The organism is Methylomonas koyamae (assembly GCF_001644025.1).
GTDB lineage: Bacteria > Pseudomonadota > Gammaproteobacteria > Methylococcales > Methylomonadaceae > Methylomonas > Methylomonas koyamae_A.
Genome location: NZ_LUUK01000230.1, coordinates 24,441 through 43,075 on the forward strand (window position 1 = coordinate 24,441; position 18,635 = coordinate 43,075).

Annotated in this window: 18 protein-coding genes; 12 read left to right on the forward strand and 6 right to left on the reverse strand. The window is 53.4% G+C overall.

From position 1 onward, the window contains the following. Nucleotides 1-14: 14 nt before the first annotated feature. Together A1355_RS23525 and rpsU are read right to left on the reverse strand one after the other, a co-directional pair. Nucleotides 15-464, reverse strand: a complete 450-nt coding sequence (locus A1355_RS23525) for a GatB/YqeY domain-containing protein (protein WP_064031711.1) — start codon at nt 462-464, stop codon at nt 15-17. 8 nt (nt 465-472) lie between these two features. Further along, complete coding sequence (gene rpsU / locus A1355_RS23530; RefSeq protein ID WP_020483611.1) at nt 473-706, reverse strand: 30S ribosomal protein S21; 234 nt, start codon at nt 704-706, stop codon at nt 473-475. Nucleotides 707-808: 102 nt separating this feature from the next. On the opposite strand from rpsU, the gene tsaD reads away from it, so the two are divergent. Beyond that, the gene (gene tsaD / locus A1355_RS23535; RefSeq protein ID WP_064031712.1) at nt 809-1,819 is read left to right on the forward strand and encodes a tRNA (adenosine(37)-N6)-threonylcarbamoyltransferase complex transferase subunit TsaD; all 1,011 of its coding nucleotides are present in this window, start codon (nt 809-811) and stop codon (nt 1,817-1,819) included. Nucleotides 1,820-1,829: 10 nt separating this feature from the next. Here the strand turns inward: tsaD and plsY are convergent, their stop codons facing one another. After that, complete coding sequence (gene plsY / locus A1355_RS23540; protein ID WP_064031713.1) at nt 1,830-2,402, reverse strand: glycerol-3-phosphate 1-O-acyltransferase PlsY; 573 nt, start codon at nt 2,400-2,402, stop codon at nt 1,830-1,832. A gap of 89 nt (nt 2,403-2,491) precedes the next feature. Between plsY and folB the strand changes: the two genes are divergently transcribed. Both folB and folK read left to right on the forward strand, forming a co-directional pair. After that, complete coding sequence (folB, locus tag A1355_RS23545) at nt 2,492-2,845, forward strand: dihydroneopterin aldolase (RefSeq protein WP_064031714.1); 354 nt, start codon at nt 2,492-2,494, stop codon at nt 2,843-2,845. A gap of 3 nt (nt 2,846-2,848) precedes the next feature. After that, the gene (gene folK, locus A1355_RS23550; RefSeq protein WP_064031715.1) at nt 2,849-3,340 is read left to right on the forward strand and encodes a 2-amino-4-hydroxy-6-hydroxymethyldihydropteridine diphosphokinase; all 492 of its coding nucleotides are present in this window, start codon (nt 2,849-2,851) and stop codon (nt 3,338-3,340) included. A gap of 2 nt (nt 3,341-3,342) precedes the next feature. Here folK and A1355_RS23555 read toward each other — a convergent pair whose 3' ends face one another. Beyond that, complete coding sequence (locus A1355_RS23555) at nt 3,343-4,068, reverse strand: pteridine reductase (RefSeq protein WP_064031716.1); 726 nt, start codon at nt 4,066-4,068, stop codon at nt 3,343-3,345. Nucleotides 4,069-4,076: 8 nt separating this feature from the next. Next, nucleotides 4,077-4,364 carry a hypothetical protein gene (locus A1355_RS23560; protein WP_064031717.1) on the reverse strand — a complete coding sequence of 96 codons (288 nt, stop codon included), beginning with the start codon at nt 4,362-4,364 and terminating at the stop codon, nt 4,077-4,079. Between the two features lie 178 nt (nt 4,365-4,542). Between A1355_RS23560 and A1355_RS23565 the strand changes: the two genes are divergently transcribed. After that, complete coding sequence (locus A1355_RS23565) at nt 4,543-4,959, forward strand: hypothetical protein (RefSeq protein WP_064031718.1); 417 nt, start codon at nt 4,543-4,545, stop codon at nt 4,957-4,959. Nucleotides 4,960-5,018: 59 nt separating this feature from the next. Here A1355_RS23565 and A1355_RS23570 read toward each other — a convergent pair whose 3' ends face one another. Then, complete coding sequence (locus A1355_RS23570; protein WP_064031719.1) at nt 5,019-5,363, reverse strand: DUF2782 domain-containing protein; 345 nt, start codon at nt 5,361-5,363, stop codon at nt 5,019-5,021. 484 nt (nt 5,364-5,847) lie between these two features. Here A1355_RS23570 and A1355_RS23575 point away from each other — a divergent pair, with 484 nt between their 5' ends. The 8 genes from A1355_RS23575 (at nt 5,848) to A1355_RS23610 (ending at nt 18,604) form a co-directional block, all read left to right on the forward strand. Further along, nucleotides 5,848-6,966 (forward strand): calcium-binding protein, encoded by a 1,119-nt coding sequence (locus A1355_RS23575; protein WP_064031720.1) that lies wholly within the window; start codon nt 5,848-5,850, stop codon nt 6,964-6,966. 137 nt (nt 6,967-7,103) lie between these two features. After that, on the forward strand, nt 7,104-9,773 hold the full coding sequence (locus A1355_RS23580; protein ID WP_064031721.1) for a glycosyltransferase family 2 protein: 2,670 nt from the start codon (nt 7,104-7,106) through the stop codon (nt 9,771-9,773). 10 nt (nt 9,774-9,783) lie between these two features. Next, a complete protein-coding gene (locus A1355_RS23585) occupies nt 9,784-12,093 on the forward strand; it encodes a glycosyltransferase family 2 protein (protein ID WP_064031722.1) in 2,310 nt (769 codons plus the stop codon). A gap of 18 nt (nt 12,094-12,111) precedes the next feature. Then, on the forward strand, nt 12,112-13,332 hold the full coding sequence (locus tag A1355_RS23590; RefSeq protein ID WP_064031723.1) for a glycosyltransferase: 1,221 nt from the start codon (nt 12,112-12,114) through the stop codon (nt 13,330-13,332). Between the two features lie 152 nt (nt 13,333-13,484). Then, the gene (locus A1355_RS23595) at nt 13,485-14,294 is read left to right on the forward strand and encodes a phytanoyl-CoA dioxygenase family protein (RefSeq protein ID WP_197471896.1); all 810 of its coding nucleotides are present in this window, start codon (nt 13,485-13,487) and stop codon (nt 14,292-14,294) included. A 37-nt stretch (nt 14,295-14,331) separates the two neighbouring features. Further along, entirely contained in the window at nt 14,332-16,191 is a 1,860-nt protein-coding gene (locus A1355_RS23600) for a glycosyltransferase family 61 protein (RefSeq protein WP_064031725.1), read from the forward strand. A 60-nt stretch (nt 16,192-16,251) separates the two neighbouring features. Beyond that, nucleotides 16,252-17,178 (forward strand): sulfotransferase family protein, encoded by a 927-nt coding sequence (locus tag A1355_RS23605; protein WP_064031726.1) that lies wholly within the window; start codon nt 16,252-16,254, stop codon nt 17,176-17,178. A gap of 421 nt (nt 17,179-17,599) precedes the next feature. Then, the gene (locus tag A1355_RS23610) at nt 17,600-18,604 is read left to right on the forward strand and encodes a glycosyltransferase family 4 protein (protein WP_157198011.1); all 1,005 of its coding nucleotides are present in this window, start codon (nt 17,600-17,602) and stop codon (nt 18,602-18,604) included. Nucleotides 18,605-18,635: the final 31 nt, after the last annotated feature.

An 18,635-nucleotide genomic window follows, 5' to 3' on the forward strand; every position in this document is an offset into this window, starting at 1 on the left:
ACCGCCGCAAAGGATTACGCAGTCAGCCGAGCCTTGATTCTCGCACTGACTTGAGCCATGTCGGCACGTCCTTGCATTTTGGGCTTGAGCACATTCATAACCGCACCCATGTCCTTTATCGTTGCCGCACCGGTTTCGGCTATCGCACCGGCGACCAACTTATCGATTTCGTCATCGCTTAAAGGCTGCGGCAAGAAATCCTGGATAACCAACACTTCGGCTTCCTCGATTTCCGCCAAGTCGGTGCGCCCGGCATCGCGAAATTGCCGAATCGACTCGCGCCTCTGCTTGAGCATTTTATCGAGTACGATCAACACCCGATCATCGCCCAGCTCAACCCGCTCGTCGACTTCGACTTGCTTGATGGCGGCCATAATCAGACGAATCACGCCCAACCTGGCTTTATCGCCGCCTTTCATCGCGGCTTTCATCTCTTCCTTGATACGCTCCTTTAAAGCATCCATGGCCAGACTTAAATTTGCGGACGACCGCGACGCAGATTTTTCAGCGCATAACGCTCGCGAGCTAGCTTTTTCAAATGACGTTTTACAGCGGCGGCGCCTTTGCGTTTACGCTCGGTGGTCGGCTTTTCGTAGAACTCGCGACGACGAACCTCGGCCAATACACCGGCTTTTTCACAAGCGCGTTTGAAGCGACGAATCGCGATATCGAAGTGTTCGTTCTCTTTAACTTTTACTGAAGGCATTAGCAATAATCCGAATTGTGTTAGTATCTGGTTGAAGCCTAGGGCACGCTACCCATGTGAAACGTTCGATTATACCGACAATTTCCATTTCTTCAAAAACTAATGTATGTCCTAGGGATAGAAACCTCGTGCGACGAAACAGCTGTCGCCGTTTACCACTCGAATCGAGGCTTGATTGCCCACACTTTGCACAGCCAGATTCCCACGCACCGCGAATACGGCGGCGTGGTTCCGGAACTGGCGTCCAGAGATCACATCCGCAAGCTGGTACCGCTGATCAAGTGCGTATTGGCAGAAGCCAATTTATCAGCGGATTCGATTAACGGGATTGCCTATACAGCCGGCCCCGGCCTGATGGGCGCTTTGCTGGTGGGTGCCGCCGCAGCCCGCGGCCTGGCCTGGAGCTGGCAAATCCCTGCAATCGCCGTTCATCACATGGAAGGCCACCTGCTGGCGCCAATGCTGGAGGCGGAACCGCCGGAGTTTCCGTTCGTCGCTCTGTTGATTTCCGGCGGCCACACGCTGTTAATCGAGGTGGAAGGGATAGGCCGCTACCGGCTGCTGGGCGAGTCACTGGACGATGCCGCCGGCGAAGCCTTCGACAAAACCGCTAAAATGCTGGGCCTAGCTTATCCGGGTGGACCCAAGTTGGCCGAACTGGCGACTTTTGGCCGGGAGCGCTTCAAGTTTCCAAGACCGATGACGGACCGCCCCGGACTGGACTTCAGTTTTAGCGGCCTAAAAACTTTCACGCTGAACGCGTTGGCCGCTACCGAGCAAACCCAGCAAGATAAAGCCGACATCGCCTACGCCTTTCAACAAGCGGTCGCCGACACCTTGCAGATCAAATGCCGGCGTGCATTGCAGCAAACCGGACTAAAAACCCTGGTCGTCGCCGGTGGCGTCAGCGCGAACCAAGCGATTCGGGCGCAATTGCAAACGCTAACCGACCGAACCGGCTGCCGCATTTATTTTCCAAGGCCGGAGTTTTGCACCGATAACGGCGCCATGATTGCTTACGCGGGTTGCCAGCGCCTATTGGCTGGCCAGCACCAAAACCTGGAGATTTTCGCCAGGCCGCGCTGGCCAATGGAAGAATTGCTAACGATCTAAGCGTTTGCGATCAGAATTCCCGACCCGCCAGCAAACGCTGAATATTGCTGCGATGCCGCCAAAGCAACACAGAGGAAATCAGCGCGAAAGTGGCGATCAAGTATACGTCGCCAACGATCAACCAGACGTAGAATGGTGTCAATATGGCGGCGACCAGCGCCGACAACGACGAAATCTTACCGATTTTATAAACCAACAACCAAGTACCTGAAACCGCCAACCCCAATAACCACGCAACACCCAAGGTCACGCCCAGCGACGTGGCCACCCCTTTTCCACCCTTGAATCCGAAAAAGACCGGATACAAGTGACCGAGAAACGCCGCGAACACCACCGCCGACAGCACCATCGTATCCACGCCGAGCACCTTGGCGATCAGCACCGGAATCAAGCCTTTTAAGGCGTCGCCGGCCAACGTAATCGCCGCGGCCTTCTTACCACCTATCCGCATCACATTGGTCGCGCCGGGATTGCCTGATCCGTTCTCCCTCGGGTCCGCCAGCCCCATCAATTTGCAAACTATAATCGCGCTGGACACCGAACCGGTTAGATAAGCAAAAGGCACCAGCAACCATTCCATCATTCAAACAACCTCATCTCGATACTTGTGTAGGCCGGCCGGATACTCGATACTGGCCGCTTTGAAGAAAATATCATAACCGGAAAGCAACGATGGACATCATCTTTTTAGGCGGTCTTGAGATCGATACATTGATCGGCATTTACGAATGGGAGCGAAAAATCAAGCAAAAAGTGGTGCTCGATATCGAGATGGGCTTCGACATCCGCCCCGCCGCCGCCAGCGACGATATCGCCCATGCCCTGGACTATAAAACCGTTTCCGACCGGGTTGTCGCCTTCGTCGAAGACAGCGAGTTCTTTCTGGTGGAAACTCTGATCGAAGAAATCGCCAAACTACTGCGCAGCGAATTCCCCATTCCCTGGGTACGCATTACTCTTAACAAAAAAGGCGCGATCAGCCGAGCCCGCGACGTCGGCATCGTAATAGAACGAGGCCAGAGATAGACCATGCCGACCGGATACATTAGCATCGGCAGCAACATCGACAAGGAAGTCCACATCCCGTCCAGCTTAAGGGCGCTTCAAGCCCAGTTTGGCGATCTGACGGTCTCGAGCATTTACGAATCGGAACCGGTCGGCTTCAGCGGCGATAGCTTTTACAATCTGGTCGCCAGCTTTGACTCCGACCTTCCGGCTAAAGCGGTGGCAAAACTGCTCCGCCAAATCGAACTGGATCACGGCCGCAGCCGCGACAGCCAAAAGTTCTCGGCCCGAACCTTGGATCTGGATTTGATTTTGTACGGCAGCGACATAATTAGCGACGGCCGCCTGCGAATTCCCCGAGACGAAATCGAACGCTACGCCTTCGTGCTGGAGCCACTGGCCGAAATCGCGCCTAACGAAACCCACCCGGTCTGCGGCCGCCGTTTCGGCGAACTGTGGGACGCTTTCGACAAGACGCTAGCCAGCCAAACCAAACTAGGCCCGGCGGAATACTAAACTCAACGATTCAAACCGCGACCGCCGTCCACGGCCAGAACCTGACCGGTCACGTAGTCCGCGGTCAGCAAATACCGGACCGCCCCGGCAATATCGTCCGGGTCGCCACGCCGACCTAACGCCACCCGCTGAAGAATTTCGGCTTGGGCCGCTTCGGATCCGGCTTGTTCCGGCCACAAAATCGCCCCTGGCGCGACCGCGTTCACCCTGACCTCCGGTGCCAACTCCTTGGCCAGACAGCGCGTCATCGCTACCAGACCTGCTTTGGCGATACTGTAAACCGAATAGCCCGGCAAACCCGTTTCGGCATGTATATCGGCAATATTGACGATGCTGCCGCGCCGGCGCCTCAAACCCGCCGCCAGCGACTGGCACAAAAAATACGGCGCTTTCAGGTTAGCCGCCATCAAATCGTCCCAATCGCTTTCCGCGACCCTTCCGAACGGCGTCGGTAAAAACGCCGAAGCATTGTTCACCAACGCATCGACACCGCCCAAATCGGCGACAAACTCGATCAGTTTGCCGCGCTGATCCGCCTCCGCCAAATCGGCCTTTACGGTGAAGGCCGAATCGGGTCGAACGTCGTTTAACGCCCCGGCGAGCTCCAACGCGGCGGCTTCCGACCGGTAATAATGCAGCACGACATTCCAACCGGCTTCGTGCAAGGAACTGGCGCAAGCAGCACCGATGCGGCGGGCCGCGCCGGTGATTAAAACGGTTTTCGGCACCGAAACAGTTATTTATCGACCGCGGACAAACTGGCGATCAGCTTGCCGCGAATCAAATAGCAGACTGCCAACGAACACAGCACCGGCAATTGGGTGAGCAGGAATTCGACCACCGAATGCTTAGGCACCATGCCGGCCAAAGGCACGACAATCAGCATTTTGGATAGCCACCACGTCAGCCAATAACCGATCAAACCGATAACCGGCCAGTTCAACAAAGGACCGCCGTGATTTTTCGCGGTCATGTAAAACCAAATCAACGTCAAAATGCCGCACAACTTCGCCAAAAACAACATACCCCCTCCCCTTACTATTGTTATAAATTCGCAAATCAACCGACTCGCGCCCAATGTAATCAAAAGCACCCGGGACTTCAATGCCAAGCCCACCGGCGCTATAGGCCCGAATTTCAATCTTCCGGGCTTCGGACTTATAATCTGGACACTTTGACAATAAGAACATGAGGAAACACCCATGCGCATCCCCAAGCTACTCACCATTCTTGCGCTGACCGGCATCACTCAGCAGGCTTGGTCGCAATCCACTGAAAGCCACGGCGGGCACGGCGGCGGCTCGGCCGGCGGCGGTGGCGGAGACAACTGCATCAAGGCAAAAATCACTCGTTACCACCCCGAACATTTGGCAACGGTCGCGCCTGGCGCGGAATTTTCGTTCGCGGTATCGGGCAGCAACGGCCCTGGCCACATCCATGTCAGCATCCGGCAACAACCGGTCGACGTCGAAATCGAGGACAAAGACACCTTTTATTGGGTCAAAGGTCATCTTCCCGTAGATCTGAAAAATGCAGCGGTCCGGATTTCGGTCACCGCCAAGGCTAAGGCCGGCAAATGCGATGCGGAAGGCGGCTGGCTGCTAAAAGTGAGCGAATAACACCGCGTTCAGCGATTGTCGATGGCGGCCACCCTACTCGCCATCGACCACCTCGGCCGTCAATCCCATTCGAATAAGATCCACTGGTTGACATTGGTGTTCTTATCCAAATCGTTTTTCTTCACGTCCATTTCCCCGTCGCCGTTAGTGTCCAGCATGTAGTAGGGCGGCCCAACATCGGGTTGCACCTTAACCATGACCAATTTGCCGTTACGGCGATACTCGTGAATGATGTCCCGGCCCTTGCGGGTGATCGTAATATCCGGCGCCATTTCTTCACCCGACTGAATCGGCATCGGCAAATCGGGTGGCTCCGGCACAGGCGCCAATTCATCCGGCGCTGGTTCGGCCAGAACGAGTCCGGACGCGAACAAAATAAGGATCAAGCGAAATAGCTGGCGCATTGGAGCCTCTGAAATTTTCGGTGAGTTATCATGATAAACCATTTCGCCGTGCCTTATCGCGGAGCACTTTGATCAAAAAAATCATCAACGGACCGGCGTAGCCCGGCGCGCCAATCACCTCGGCGCGCCTAAACGGACGCAAAGCAATATAATCTGCGAAACCACCCAAGCCGGGGTGCCTAACCAAACCACCGCTTCGTGTGCGAACTAAACGATTCATCCCCTTGACACCGGCTTTCGCGCTAACGCCAGCCTAAATTCGGCTAACCAGATTCGACACCGAATTTGCGATGGCCGTTAAAAAAATTTGGCATCGCCTTGCAAAAAAAAAAAGCGAATCTATACTGCCTGCACAGTTGTTTCGCTAGGAATGTTAGACAGCGCACTCCCGGAACCACGGCCCAGCCAAGCCGTTAACGGTAGTAGCGATTTAATGCACGCCATGCGACAGCCTAATTATTAAGAAAATACAAGGGGCTAACGAATGTCTTCAAATTACGATAACGACCAGAGCACCAGTGCATTGACCGAATTGCAAGATTCCGGTCTTGTCGACGGAGCGTTTTTATCCGCACTGGACAGAGAGCGTGGCGACACCTTGAGTGTCATTGTCGATCCGGAAACCAGTCTGGTAGACCAAATTCCATCCGGCTCGGACGTGGTCTGGATTCAAGGCGGCGGCGACTTCAGCTTGGACGGCTTAAGCCGCTCGGTGATTCGAGACATGAACGCGCTGATTTTCTCGACCCAAACCAACGTCACCCTTGACCTGTCCAGCCTGTTCAGAGGCTCGGTGATATTCGGCGCGGGCGACGACTTCCTGACGTATTCCGGCCGCATTGCTCAAAACGTTCAAGGCGGCGACGGTAACGACTCCGTCATTGGCGGCACCGGCAGCGACACCGTTAAAGGCGGCGCCGGCGAGGACAGCGTCGTCAGCGGCAACGGCAAGGACATCATCGACGCCGGCGACGGCGACGATACCGTCGATAGCGGCACCGGTAACGACAGCATCCTCTGCGGCGCCGGAAACGACAGTATCACCGCCGGCACCGGCAACGATACCATCGTCACGGGCCTTGGCGACGACACGATCGTCTCCGGCACCGGTAAAGACAGCATAATCGGCAGCTCAGGCAACAATTATCTGGATGGCGGCAGCGGCAACGACAAAATTACCGGCGGCGGCGGCAACGACGTATTGATCGGCGGCGACGGCAACGACAGCATCATCAGCGGCACCGGCAACGATACGATCTTTGGCGGCGCCGGCACAGACACGATCACGGTCGGAGACGGCAGCGATATCGTCGACGCAGGTACCGGCAACGATAAAATCGTCGTCCAATCCAGCGAAATCAACGACGACTCGACCACGATTACCATCGACGGCGGCGCCGGTAGAGACGTACTCGATTTGTTCGGCGTACACATCACCAGCGGCTCGGTCGACACCGCGGCCAATACCGCTACCGTGGTTCTGGCCGATGGCACGACCTTGGACATCAGCAATGTCGAGCGCTTTATTGGTAATTTCGATAGCGATGCGCACGCGGAAAATATCAGTCTGACCGGCCTGGGAAATTTCTTGGATAGCCTGTAATGACGCTTCCGACTAATTAAAACTCCATTGAAAGGTGCCGAACATTCGGCACCTTTTTTTTGCCTGACGAATTTTTTGCCGATATTGGCGCAGGTCGGGTTGCGTCGGCCTTGCCCCCAACAAAGTCCCGGCCTGTTTTGACGAGATTAACCCCACTGCCCCTGCTTTCCGCCGAAGCGATAGGCCTCGATGACCGCGACCGAACCGTCGGCGGCGAACCGTCGCACACCCTCGATTTTATCGATACCGCCGCCCGATTGTTGCGCAGCGGCCACCCCTATCACGCATGGCGACTGATCGACAGAGTAACGCGCGTCTACCAACTTAAGTCGGTCGATTTGACGCTTTTGCAAGCCAAGGCGCTCGAGCACTGCCGACAACCCAATGCCGCGGTGGAATTATTGTTCAACGCGAGAAGACGGTTTCCGGACAACGACACGTTGGCCGCATATTTACTGGAACTGCTGGAAGCGCATCCCCAGCCGCCCAACCCCGCTTCGCGGCAGCTGGCCTGGGCGGCCTTGGCCAGACACGATCAACCGGTGGATGTATTACGGGCGGCGCGGATTCTGACCCGATTCGGGGATGCACCGATCGGCGCTTGCCGCTTCGACGGCGAAACCCTCAGCGGTTGGCTGTTGAACGCCGAGCGGCAACCGCCGCTCAGCGTGGTTCTCGACGGCATCGATTACACGCTGAAACCGTTTCTGGCGACCCCACTGTTAAACCGGAACGGCTTGGGCGGCGAGCGCGACGGATTTTCCTTTAAACTCCCCTATCGCCCCCGGCACATCCGGGTCCATTTGGCGAATAAAGATCTGGCCGGGTCGCCGCTGGTTTTCAGCGGCGCGTCCGATGTCGCGTCCAGCGGCGATGCCGCTTTGACAATAGCGGAGCAAGACGGCGCCGTTGACGTGATCGTGCCGGTCTATAAAGGTTACGCGGAAACCAAGGCTTGTCTGAAGTCGGTTTTAACCGCCGCCAATCGCACCGCCTACCGCTTGATTGTCGTCGACGACGCAAGCCCCGATCCTTTGTTGGCAACTTATTTGCGCAAACTGGCGGACCAAGGCCATATCACACTAGTAAAACAAGCCGTCAACGCCGGCTTCGTCCAATCCGTCGATCGCGGCCTACGGCTCGGCCCGCATCGCGATGCGATACTGCTCAACGCCGACACCGTGGTACACGGCGATTGGCTGGACCGCTTGCGCGACGCCGCATATCTGGCCAACGATATCGGCACCGTCACGCCATTCAGCAACAACGGCGAACTGGTCAGCTACCCGACGCCGATGCGCGCTTGGGCCTTGCCCAAGCCGGCGGTGTTGCAACGTTTGGATCGTCTCTGCGCCGAACTGCCCGCCGACAGCATTGTGGATATTCCGGTTGGCGTCGGTTTTTGTTTATACATCAAACGCCAATGTCTAACCGAAGCCGGCGGATTCGATAGCCGCATGATCGAACGCGGTTACGGGGAAGACACCGAGTTTTGCCTACGCGCCGAACGGCGGGGTTGGCGTAACGTTTGCACGCCGCGAGTGTTCGTCGGTCACGCCGGTAGCGTGTCTTTCGGGACTGAAAAAGCCGATCTGGCGGCCAAGAATGTCGCCAAGATCTACGCTAGATACCCGGACCATTCGGATCAATACGACCGCTTCCTATCGGAAGATCCGTTGCGGCCGATACGGCTAGCCTTGCAGCGGCAATTTTTACCAATGCGGTCCGGCAAACGCGCGGAGTTGGCCCTACTGCCCACCGCCCAGCCCGACGATTTGCGAGGAGAATGGTTGGCGCAAGGCCTAAGCCAAACCGCCACGTTTACCCTGCAGGCGTCGCGCGCGGCGGACGGCGCACTGTCCCTCTCCTTGCAAAGCACTCGAACCGAAACGCCGCTGTCGTTGCACTACCGCTGGCCGGATGATGAGCAGCCACTGTGGCAAGACCTGTCCCGGCTGAACCTCGCCCGCATCGATATTTACAATTTGGCCGATTGGCCTTTTCAAATAGGGCCGGGGCTGATCGAACTCGCTATTCCCTACCGGATCTTTTTAAGCGATTATGCCGCGTATTGTCCCCGCATCACGCTGACTCGACCGAACGCGGCGTTTTGCGGCGATCCTCCGAACATCACCGCTTGCGTCGAATGTATCGATCGTTACGGCAGCCGACTGCCCGACCTGAATAGTCCAGCGGATTTGCGCCAGGGTTCGCGGCAATTGCTGGCAAACGCCAGCGGCGTTTATTTGGCGTCGAGGGACGGGTTAAACCGTTTTCGGCGGCGTTTTCCGGAAGTGCGGTTTCGCTACCGAGCCCCAAACAGGGCAAGCGATCGCGACACCGCCGAAAACATCCCTCCATTGCCTCGGGACCGACACCTGCGCATCGCCGTCATACAGGCCGCGCCCGGTGGCGACGATTTCGAAGCGCTTTTGAACATGTCCCGATGGCTGGCGGCTCGGCGGCTGAATGCGGAATTGATCGTATTCGGCGAAAGCGTGGATGACGGCGCGCTACTGGCAACCGGCCGGGCGTGGGTGGTCGGCGCGCTCGCCTACCGGGAAATTCCGAGGATGCTCGCGCTGCATCGGTGCTCGTTAATACTCGACGCCAGCCGCTGGCCGCAAATCGAACCCATAGCGTGGCGGCTGGCAAAAACCTGCGGTCTGCCAATCGCCGCGCCCGCCATCGGGACTTATGCCGATTTACTGGACCCAACGGCTGGCGACATACCGTTGGCTCCCGACGCGACGGCCGAAAATTGGCTGAACGCCGTACTCTCCGCCCATCCAGCTATTTCTCCATGAACGACCCGACATGAGTTTCCAAGGCGAATTAACCGATTTCAGCGACGGCTATTTGTCGGGCTGGGTCTGCGACGCCACGCGGTTACAGGAACGCGTCGTCGTCGAAATCCATGGCGACGACTATCCGTTGGCGCTAATCCACGCTCATTTTTGGCTGCCGCAATCGCAGACCATCGGGGATGGTTGCTACGGCTTTCGCGTCGCATTACCGGTCTCGAAATTGCGCGGCATTAGTCGCTTACGCGCCAAAGTCGCCAATAGCGAATTCTGGCTGAACGGCACTATTTATCTGAACCGAACCCAAACTCGACCGACCTCGACACTGCTCGGCAGCGTCGCTAATACACGAGGATTGAAACTCACCGGCTGGGCCTGGAATTCCGCCAGACCGGATCAAGCGGTACGCCTGAGTGTTTTCGTGGACGATAAATTGATCGGGGAAATCCACGCCGACCGGCGGCGCACGGATTTGATCGAGATGGGTTTAGGCAACGGCCGGCACGGTTTTAGTTACACCTTGCCGTTTGCCTATGCCGACGGCGACAGCCACGAAGTCCGGGTATTGAACGAACAAGGCCAAAACCTGCCTGGCAGCCCACTCACGGTGGCCACGGCCCCGCTATTGTTGGAGCAACTCGTCGAGGCGGACCGCATGTTGTTGCCTGATCAACGGCGCCTGCTCGCGAAACAGTTCTTAAAATACCGAGATTATTTGCCGATGTCGGTGGATTTTTCGGCGTATCCGGATTGGGCCGCATGCTATCAGCCTGAAGCGATCCGGACGCCGATCGACTGCCAACAAGACTTATTGATCGTGGTGTTTGGCGACGGTGATTTGCAAAAAACCTTGGATAGCTTGGCTTCGCAAAGCTGGCGGGGTTTCGAGGTATTGGCACAGGGCCAAGGCAACTTCGCCGATTCCCGCCTGACCGTGGTCGATAGCCGAACGTGGCCCGAAGCCATCAGACATAAATTAAGCCAACACGACGGCTTGTTGAGCTTTATCGAGGCGGGCGACACTTTGCCGGAATCGGCGCTAGCCCGAATTGGCAGCGTGTTCGCCGATCCGGCGGTTCGGATAGCCTACAGCGATTGCCTGCTGCATCGCCAGCCATCGACCATCGAACCCTGGTTCAAGCCGAACTGGGACCTGAATTTGTTCCTGAGCCAAGACCTGCTTCAGCATCTATTCGCGGTGCGAAGCGGGCTACTGCCGCTGGATTCGGTGTGGCTGGATCACCCAGAGTGCTGGCCATGGCTGGCGGTCCGCGCGCTTCCCGACCGGGAGCGAACCGCGTCGGCGATCAAACACCTGCCGGAAGTGTTATACCACCGTCATCAAGCCAGTCTCTCCCCAGCATTGGACGAGGCGGTCGCCGAGTGCCTGCCCGCAATCGCGCCAGGCAGCCGCATCGAAACCCGGATCGCCGAGAACGCGTTCAGAGTAATGCGCTGGCGGCAACCGGAAATCTGGCCGACGGTCAGCCTAATCATTCCGACGCGAGATCATCGAATCCTGCTGGAAAAATGTATCGAGAGCTTAAAGAAAACCGACTACCCCTATCTGGAAATCATCGTCGTCGACAACGACTCGCAAGACAAAGCAACCCTCAAGTATTTATCCCAACTTAAAAAAGCCGGCATTCGCATCATTCCCTACCCGCATCGCTTCAATTACTCAGCGATTAATAACCATGCGGTTACCCTAGCAACAGGCGAAATAATCGGCTTAATCAACGACGATATCGAGGCGATCCATGCTGACTGGTTAAAAAACATGGTTACCCAGTTGCTAAGGCCGGACATCGGCGCGGTCGGCGCAAAGTTGTTATGGCCCAACGGCATGGTCCAACATGGCGGCGTTTTGCTGGGATTACACGGTTTAGCCGGCCATATCGGCAACTTGTGGGACGAATCCGATTTGGGATATTTCGGCTATAATCAGTTAATCCGCGAAGTTAGCGCGGTTACCGCCGCCTGTTTAATCTGCCGAAAATCGGATTATTTGGCATTGGGCGGCCTGGATGCCCAGGCGTTTCCGGTAGCGTTCAATGACGTGGATTTTTGTTTGCGGCTTGGAGACTCGGGCAAAAAAATCGTCTGGACGCCTGAAGCCAAATTATGGCATGCGGAATCGGCCAGTCGAGGACGGGACGATACGCCGGAAAAACGCGCCCGACTGGAGAAGGAAAAATCGGCATTGCGCGGACGCTGGGCGAACCGACTGTTTTTCGACCCCTACTATAATAACAATCTTAACTTGGACCGCTATTCGCACGATGGCTTGGCATTTCCGCCTCGAACTCGCCGGCATCGCTAGCCCCAACTGTCCTTTCCTATGAAAATCCTATTTATTCATCAAAATTTTCCAGCCCAATTCCTGCAAATCGCCACGCATTTAGCCAAGGACACAAAAAATCAAGTCATGGCGATTCGCCAAGCGCCGAATGTCGAAATCGCGAACATCAGTACTATCGCATACACTCCGTCTCGCAGTAGCAACCCGGATATTCATCCATTGATGAGCGAATGGGAAGCCAAAATTCTGCGAGCGGAAGCCACCGCCAAGGCCGCCGACCTGCTAAAAAGCCAAGGTTTCCAGCCCGATGTCGTGATGGTGCATCCCGGCTGGGGCGAGGCGCTGTTGTTGCGCGATATCTGGCCCCATGCAAAATACTTGGGATATTTAGAATATTTTTACGCGGCGACCGGCCAGGACTTTAATTTCGATCCTGAATTCAAAACCGACGATGTCGAAAAGCTCGCTAAGTTGCGCTTGAAAAATACCGTCAATCTGCACGCGCTGCACGACATCGATGCCGGGATTTCTCCGACCCATTGGCAGCGGAGCACCTACCCCGCTTGGGCTCAATCCAAAATCGACGTGATTCATGAGGGTATCGACACGAACTACTTTAGCCCAGATGCCACTCGAACCCTGACGATTCCAAACAAGGGCATAACGCTTGGCGGACAAGACGAGATCATCACGTTTGTCGCCCGCTATCTTGAGCCCACGCGCGGATTTCATGTCTTTATGCGTGCCCTCCCGGAACTATTGAAGCGTCGACCCGACGCGCACGTCATCATCATAGGTAGTGAAACCGGCGGCTACGGTCCCGGTCCCCACGGCCACGACTCCTGGCTGGCCATGCTGATGCGGGAAGTCGGTTCCCAGTTGGACCCGAACCGGGTTCACATCCTCGGCCGCCTCGCCAAGGCGGATTACCGTAACGTTTTACAACTCTCGAAAGTACATGTGTACTTAACCTATCCGTTTTTATTGTCGTGGTCGCTGCTGGAAGTCATGGCGACGGGCCCCATCATCGTTGCCTCAGATACCGCACCGGTAAGAGAACTAATTCAGGATGGCAAAAACGGCTTGTTGTTCGATTTCTTTGATCAAGAGGGCTTGGTCAACCGAGTGGTCGAAGCGTTAAGCCTACCCAAACGAAAAGCCAACTCGCTTTCCAAGGCCGCCAGAAAAACTATAGTGACTCAGTATGATCTTGAGCAATGTTTGCACAAGTGGACCACCAAAATCATGGCGTCAATTTAAAAGCGCTTGAATCTATCGTGGATTATCGCACCACCAACTCAACTCTAGAGCGGACTTAAACTTGGAAGCAAGCACAACCGTTTGTTTCCGAAGAACTTGAATCCCCATTAATCGAGGACAATATAATGAGAGCCGAAGCAGAAAAACTCAATTTGGCCGTTCACGGCGTATACGAACGCCATAAAAACGAGACCGATATCGAAATGCACTTGGAAGAAGTCTCTAGAAACGGCTTCTCGGTAATAAAATCCGCTCTAACGGTAGAAGAAGTCGATTATACCCGGCAAAAGCTGGACGAAATCTATCAGCAGCAAGTCGACGAATTCGGGCTAGACAATCTGATTGCTCTAAAAGATCGGTATATCGTGCGCTCCATGCTGGCCTACGACGATTTTTTTCTGCATAAAATTGCCTGTAATGAAAAAATCTTACCGGTGATTAAAAAGGCGCTAGGCAACAATATTAGCCTTTCCTCCCAAGTCGGTATATTAAACCCACCCGACGATACTCTTTATCAAACTGCTTGGCATCGCGAACTGCAATATCAACACTTTACGATTTCTCGTCCGATTGCGTTGCAATCGCTATTCTGTATCGATCCATTTAACGCGACGACCGGCGGCACGTTTTTCCTGCCCGGCTCCCATCTCCATGAGCCTTTTCCTTCGGACGAGTACGCTAAAAAGCATGAAATTCAAATCATAGCGGACCCAGGCGATGCCGTAATATTCGACGCGCTCGCTTACCACCGCGCCGGGGTTAACGTATCGCCTAATGTTAGAAGAGCCATTAACAATCTCTACACCCTGCCCATTATTCAACAGCAAATTAATTTCTCGCGCATGATGAACGGCCGCTTCAAAGACGACCCTTTTCTCGCGGGCTTATTAGGCTACCGCTGGGAAACCGCCGACTCGGTTCTTGCTTGGCGACAAAGTCATTTAAACAATAAAAAAGCCTAACTCAAGAATTAGTATTCGATAAACCCCATCCAATACCATGTATAAAAATTTTTTTGACATAAGCGCATACACCGATGAAGAGTTAGCGGTCATTGAGAAATTATTGGTATTCGATAAAAAAGCTTATTTAGAGAAGTTCCCCGATGTCGCCAATACGAAAACCGATCCTCTGATCCACTTTCTTACCCAAGGCATGTACGAAGGCCGTTTCCCTTGGTCGATAAATACTCAAACAGCTCAAGAACAGCAAGCGCGATTACTGTCGTCGCAAACGAGCCTTCGGGACATTTTGGGCTTTGACGAGGAATTCTACAAAAAGCAATACCCCGATGTAACGCAAAACCATTTCCGACACTTCATATTGAACGGCATCCGCGAAAATCGTTTGCCGTTCAATTTCAACGACAACGTGGATAGCGAAACCCTCACTTGGAATATCTTGTCGAGGTTCAATATTGCATGCGACAACTCGCTCGACCGGCAACTGCGTTTCGAGGTTAAAAACGGCCCCGCGCTATTGCAAGCCCTGTTCGACGAAGCCAGTAAAAAAGGCCTTGTACCGAAAACCTATCGCAATAATTATTGGTTGGCTCTAGCAATTGCCTTCTCCGCCTGCGGATATTTTGGAGCATCCGCGCTTTGCTATAACTATTTTTTCAACTATTTCTTACCCATGCCGCACCTGAATAACTGGCGCGAAGGTGTATACGTCGTTGGAAAAATACACAAAATAGTTCAATTTGCTCAAAATCGCCGCTGGTTTGTTAAAAAGCTTTCCGCGGCATCCAGCATTTCGGTCCCAGACCCGCATTTTCTGAATCGGCCTAACACCATTGGCGAAGTTGAAATTCACCCGCTACCGACACCGTATTACTGTATATTGGAAAACGTGGTGCTAATTGGCGGTAGCGCCATGATCATCGCGAATAGCCACGATTTACTTTACGACCATCTTGACGATACTACCGACAACACTTCCGAAATCAAATGTCATTACATACTTCATGCCGTCAATAATGTTTGCGCGGTAAAATATACTTACACGGACTTGTATGTACCAGAAGCGTTTTCGCTCATGCACGATCATGGTCACAATTACTTCCATTGGATAATTGAGGTTCTACCTCGATACTTATTAGCCAGAAAGAATGGACTCGCTTGTAATGCTACTTTTTTAATCGATGAAAAAATTGGCAAACTTCAGGAAGCCGTCATCCGTCTAATTTTAGGAAACGACGCCATAGTCATCAAGGTTGCGCGAAATGCCTCGGTGAAGGTTGGAAAACTCCATTGGGTATCCGACCTATCGATCAATACGGTTCGCACCCTGCAGCTACCTAAAAAAAGTGACATTTTAATTTCGCCCACAGCCGTCGAATTATTAAAGGAACTCGCTGCCGATCATGCCATGCAAGGCATTGCTAAATATGAGCGGATATTAATTACTCGCACTAACGTCGAATTTCGCCGTTTAGTGAACCGCGAACTCTGCCGTGAAATGCTTATCCGCGAGGGTTTTTGGGATTTCGACCCTGGCCGCGCTTCGTTCGAAGAACAAATCCGCGTATTTTCTAATGCTAAAATTATTGTCTCGGAAGCAGGGGCCGCTCAAGCGAATCTGGTATTTTGCCGCCCTGGAACGATAGTCGTGGTCTTGGTGAATGGTTACAAGAACAGCAACTATTTCTATCTTGCCGAAATGGCCCAAATAGCGAAATTAAAACTGGTCTTCTTTGAATGCTTTAGACTGGACGGCTCCCACGAATTAGGCGTGCATGACGACATGATCGTGAATATCAGCGATCTAAGAAACCATATAAATAATTTAACCAACTCCGCAAACTCGTCTGGAAAACGTGAAAAACGTCTGCCCAAGCAGCCGACTATCCTTAATTGATAGAATTCAGTCTGATCTATCAATTACTGGCTTTACAATCAATTCCATTTAAACTACCAAATGAAACGTGTTTTTATTGGCGGCATGGGTCGCTCGGGCACTACTATTACACTAAATGCACTGTATCGACATGGCGCCCTCTATGCCGTACCGATTGAAACCAAATTTCTGGTTGAAAACGACGGTTTTTACGACCTAATACAGGCGATTACCGATGATTTTTCGACCGCGGGCACGCCCGTGGCTGTTAAACGCTTTGAACATTTGATGCGTAATCTAGTAACTGGCGTCGAACCCTCGGAGAGCTTCACAGCTCAAGCGAGGTTTTCATCGGATATTTTCGAGCACTACGAAGGAGCCGTCGATTGTTTGCTGGAAATGGTGTTATGCCGAAACTTTTATCCGCAAAGAGAGCCGGTACTCAACGCGATGCGGCATTTTATTGCCTATACTTTCGACCATGCCACCACCATTTCCGATAAGGCTGGCTGGGTGGAAAAAACGCCGGCAAACTTTTGGCGATTGGAGTTTCTGCGAGAGCTTTATCCGGATTGTTATTTTGTCCACCTGATTCGAGACCCGCGCATGATTATGTGGAGCCTGATGGAAAAGGGCTGGATATCCACCGAAGTTTCCAGAGCTGCGATACGCTTCGAGAACATGATTGCCGCGCTAGTGCTTAAACGGAGAGAGTTGCTTAAATCCCCCCGATTTATCGAGGTCAGACTGGAAGATTTAGCGAACCCGGAAACGCTCGGCGGCACGCTGAATCAATTGGCGAATCAGCTGGATCTTGAACCGTTTCCCTCTCCGGCAATCGCATCGGTCGCCGAAACCATTTCAACCTACGAAAAATCTCGGGATGCGCGCGGTCATAGCATTAGCTACTCGAAAGACGAGGCACTGACGATTAATCAACTACTCATGCCGTGGATTTTAGAATTGGGATACTCTCCGGTATTCCCGGCGAGTTTGATTTCCGGATAATGTAACCGCCAATCCAAGAAAATAACTTTCCAATTCAATAAAATAGCAGGAATGATCAATGGTTGAGGGCATTCAACAGTTTATCAGGTCACAGCAGGCGGCAATAATAAAAAACGATCTCGAACAGTTTCTGCAATCGATGACCCAGTTTTTCATCGAACTAGGAAGCTCTCAACCAATGCAAGGCCTACACTTGGTCTCTTCGAAATTCGACCAAATGTGTCAAGATGTCGGCCGCTTGTCAGCTTTCGAGCTGCTAGCCAAAGCCGAGGAACTACCCAACGAGCCTCATCATATAATATTGGTTACCGAACTGTACTGCCTAGGCGGGCATCTGGAAATAGTTCGCGATATTATACGGACAAGCCAACTGCCAATATTACTAGTTGCCAGTAATATTAATAACCGCAAGAAGCCCGTGATGGCGACTATCTTGGACGAGTCCAATCTAATTGGGTTCATTAATGCCGACAACCAAAGTTTTCTGGATAAATTGCGCACGGTGCAGACCGCGTTAGCCAACCCTCACACCAATTCCGTTTACATGCTGTCGCACGGTTACGACGCGGTAGCCACGGCGGCAATCGCTTCGGATACCGATAAAACAGTGCTTTTTATGCACCACTGCGACCATTATCCAGCCTTAGGTTGTTACTTGGAGGGTGCGCACCATATCGATTTGCATAATGTCGGCTTTTTACGCTGCAGAAATGAATTCGACATCCAGCAAAACCGTTATTTATGCCTGAGTTCCGCGGGCTTTGCCTATCATCTAAACGCTCAAAGAAATTTTGCATCCCCCCGACTGAAAACCGCTTCTTGCGGCGGCTTGCATAAACTCAAAAGCCTACCTTATCATCTCGATTACCTGGAAGTCATTCTGCATGTATTGTTACACCACGACGCCATTCATTTTCATATCGGCCATTTGAGCGACGAGTATTTACAGAGTATTTACAATACACTGAGTCGGAATGGGTTAGCCGATTCAAGATTTATTTACTTAGGCCCCGCGCCGAATCTACCGGAGATATTGACTCAACTGGAAGTCGATATTTATCTCCCAACATTACCGTTGTCGGGCGGCAAGGCGATTATCGACGCGATGGCGGCGGGAATTCCGATAGTGGCTCACCAAAATGCGCGCGACCGGCTATGGGGCAGCACCGACTTAATTTATCCGGGGGCACCCACCTGGGATTCTCTGGACAAATTGGACGACATCATTCAACGCACGGACGAATCTTTCTGGCGGGATCAGTCTCGGCAGAGCCAAGCGTATTTCGAACGCTACCATAGCGAAAGCCTATTCGTTTCGCAATTGGCGCAAGGCGGCGCACCGATGGGCAGCCCGGATATTCCATCATTAAATCCCTACCGTCCCGAAATAGCCTATAGCTTGCTTTATTCGGGATTCCGGCAATGATTTTCCCGGTGGTTTGTTTTATTTTTCAGGA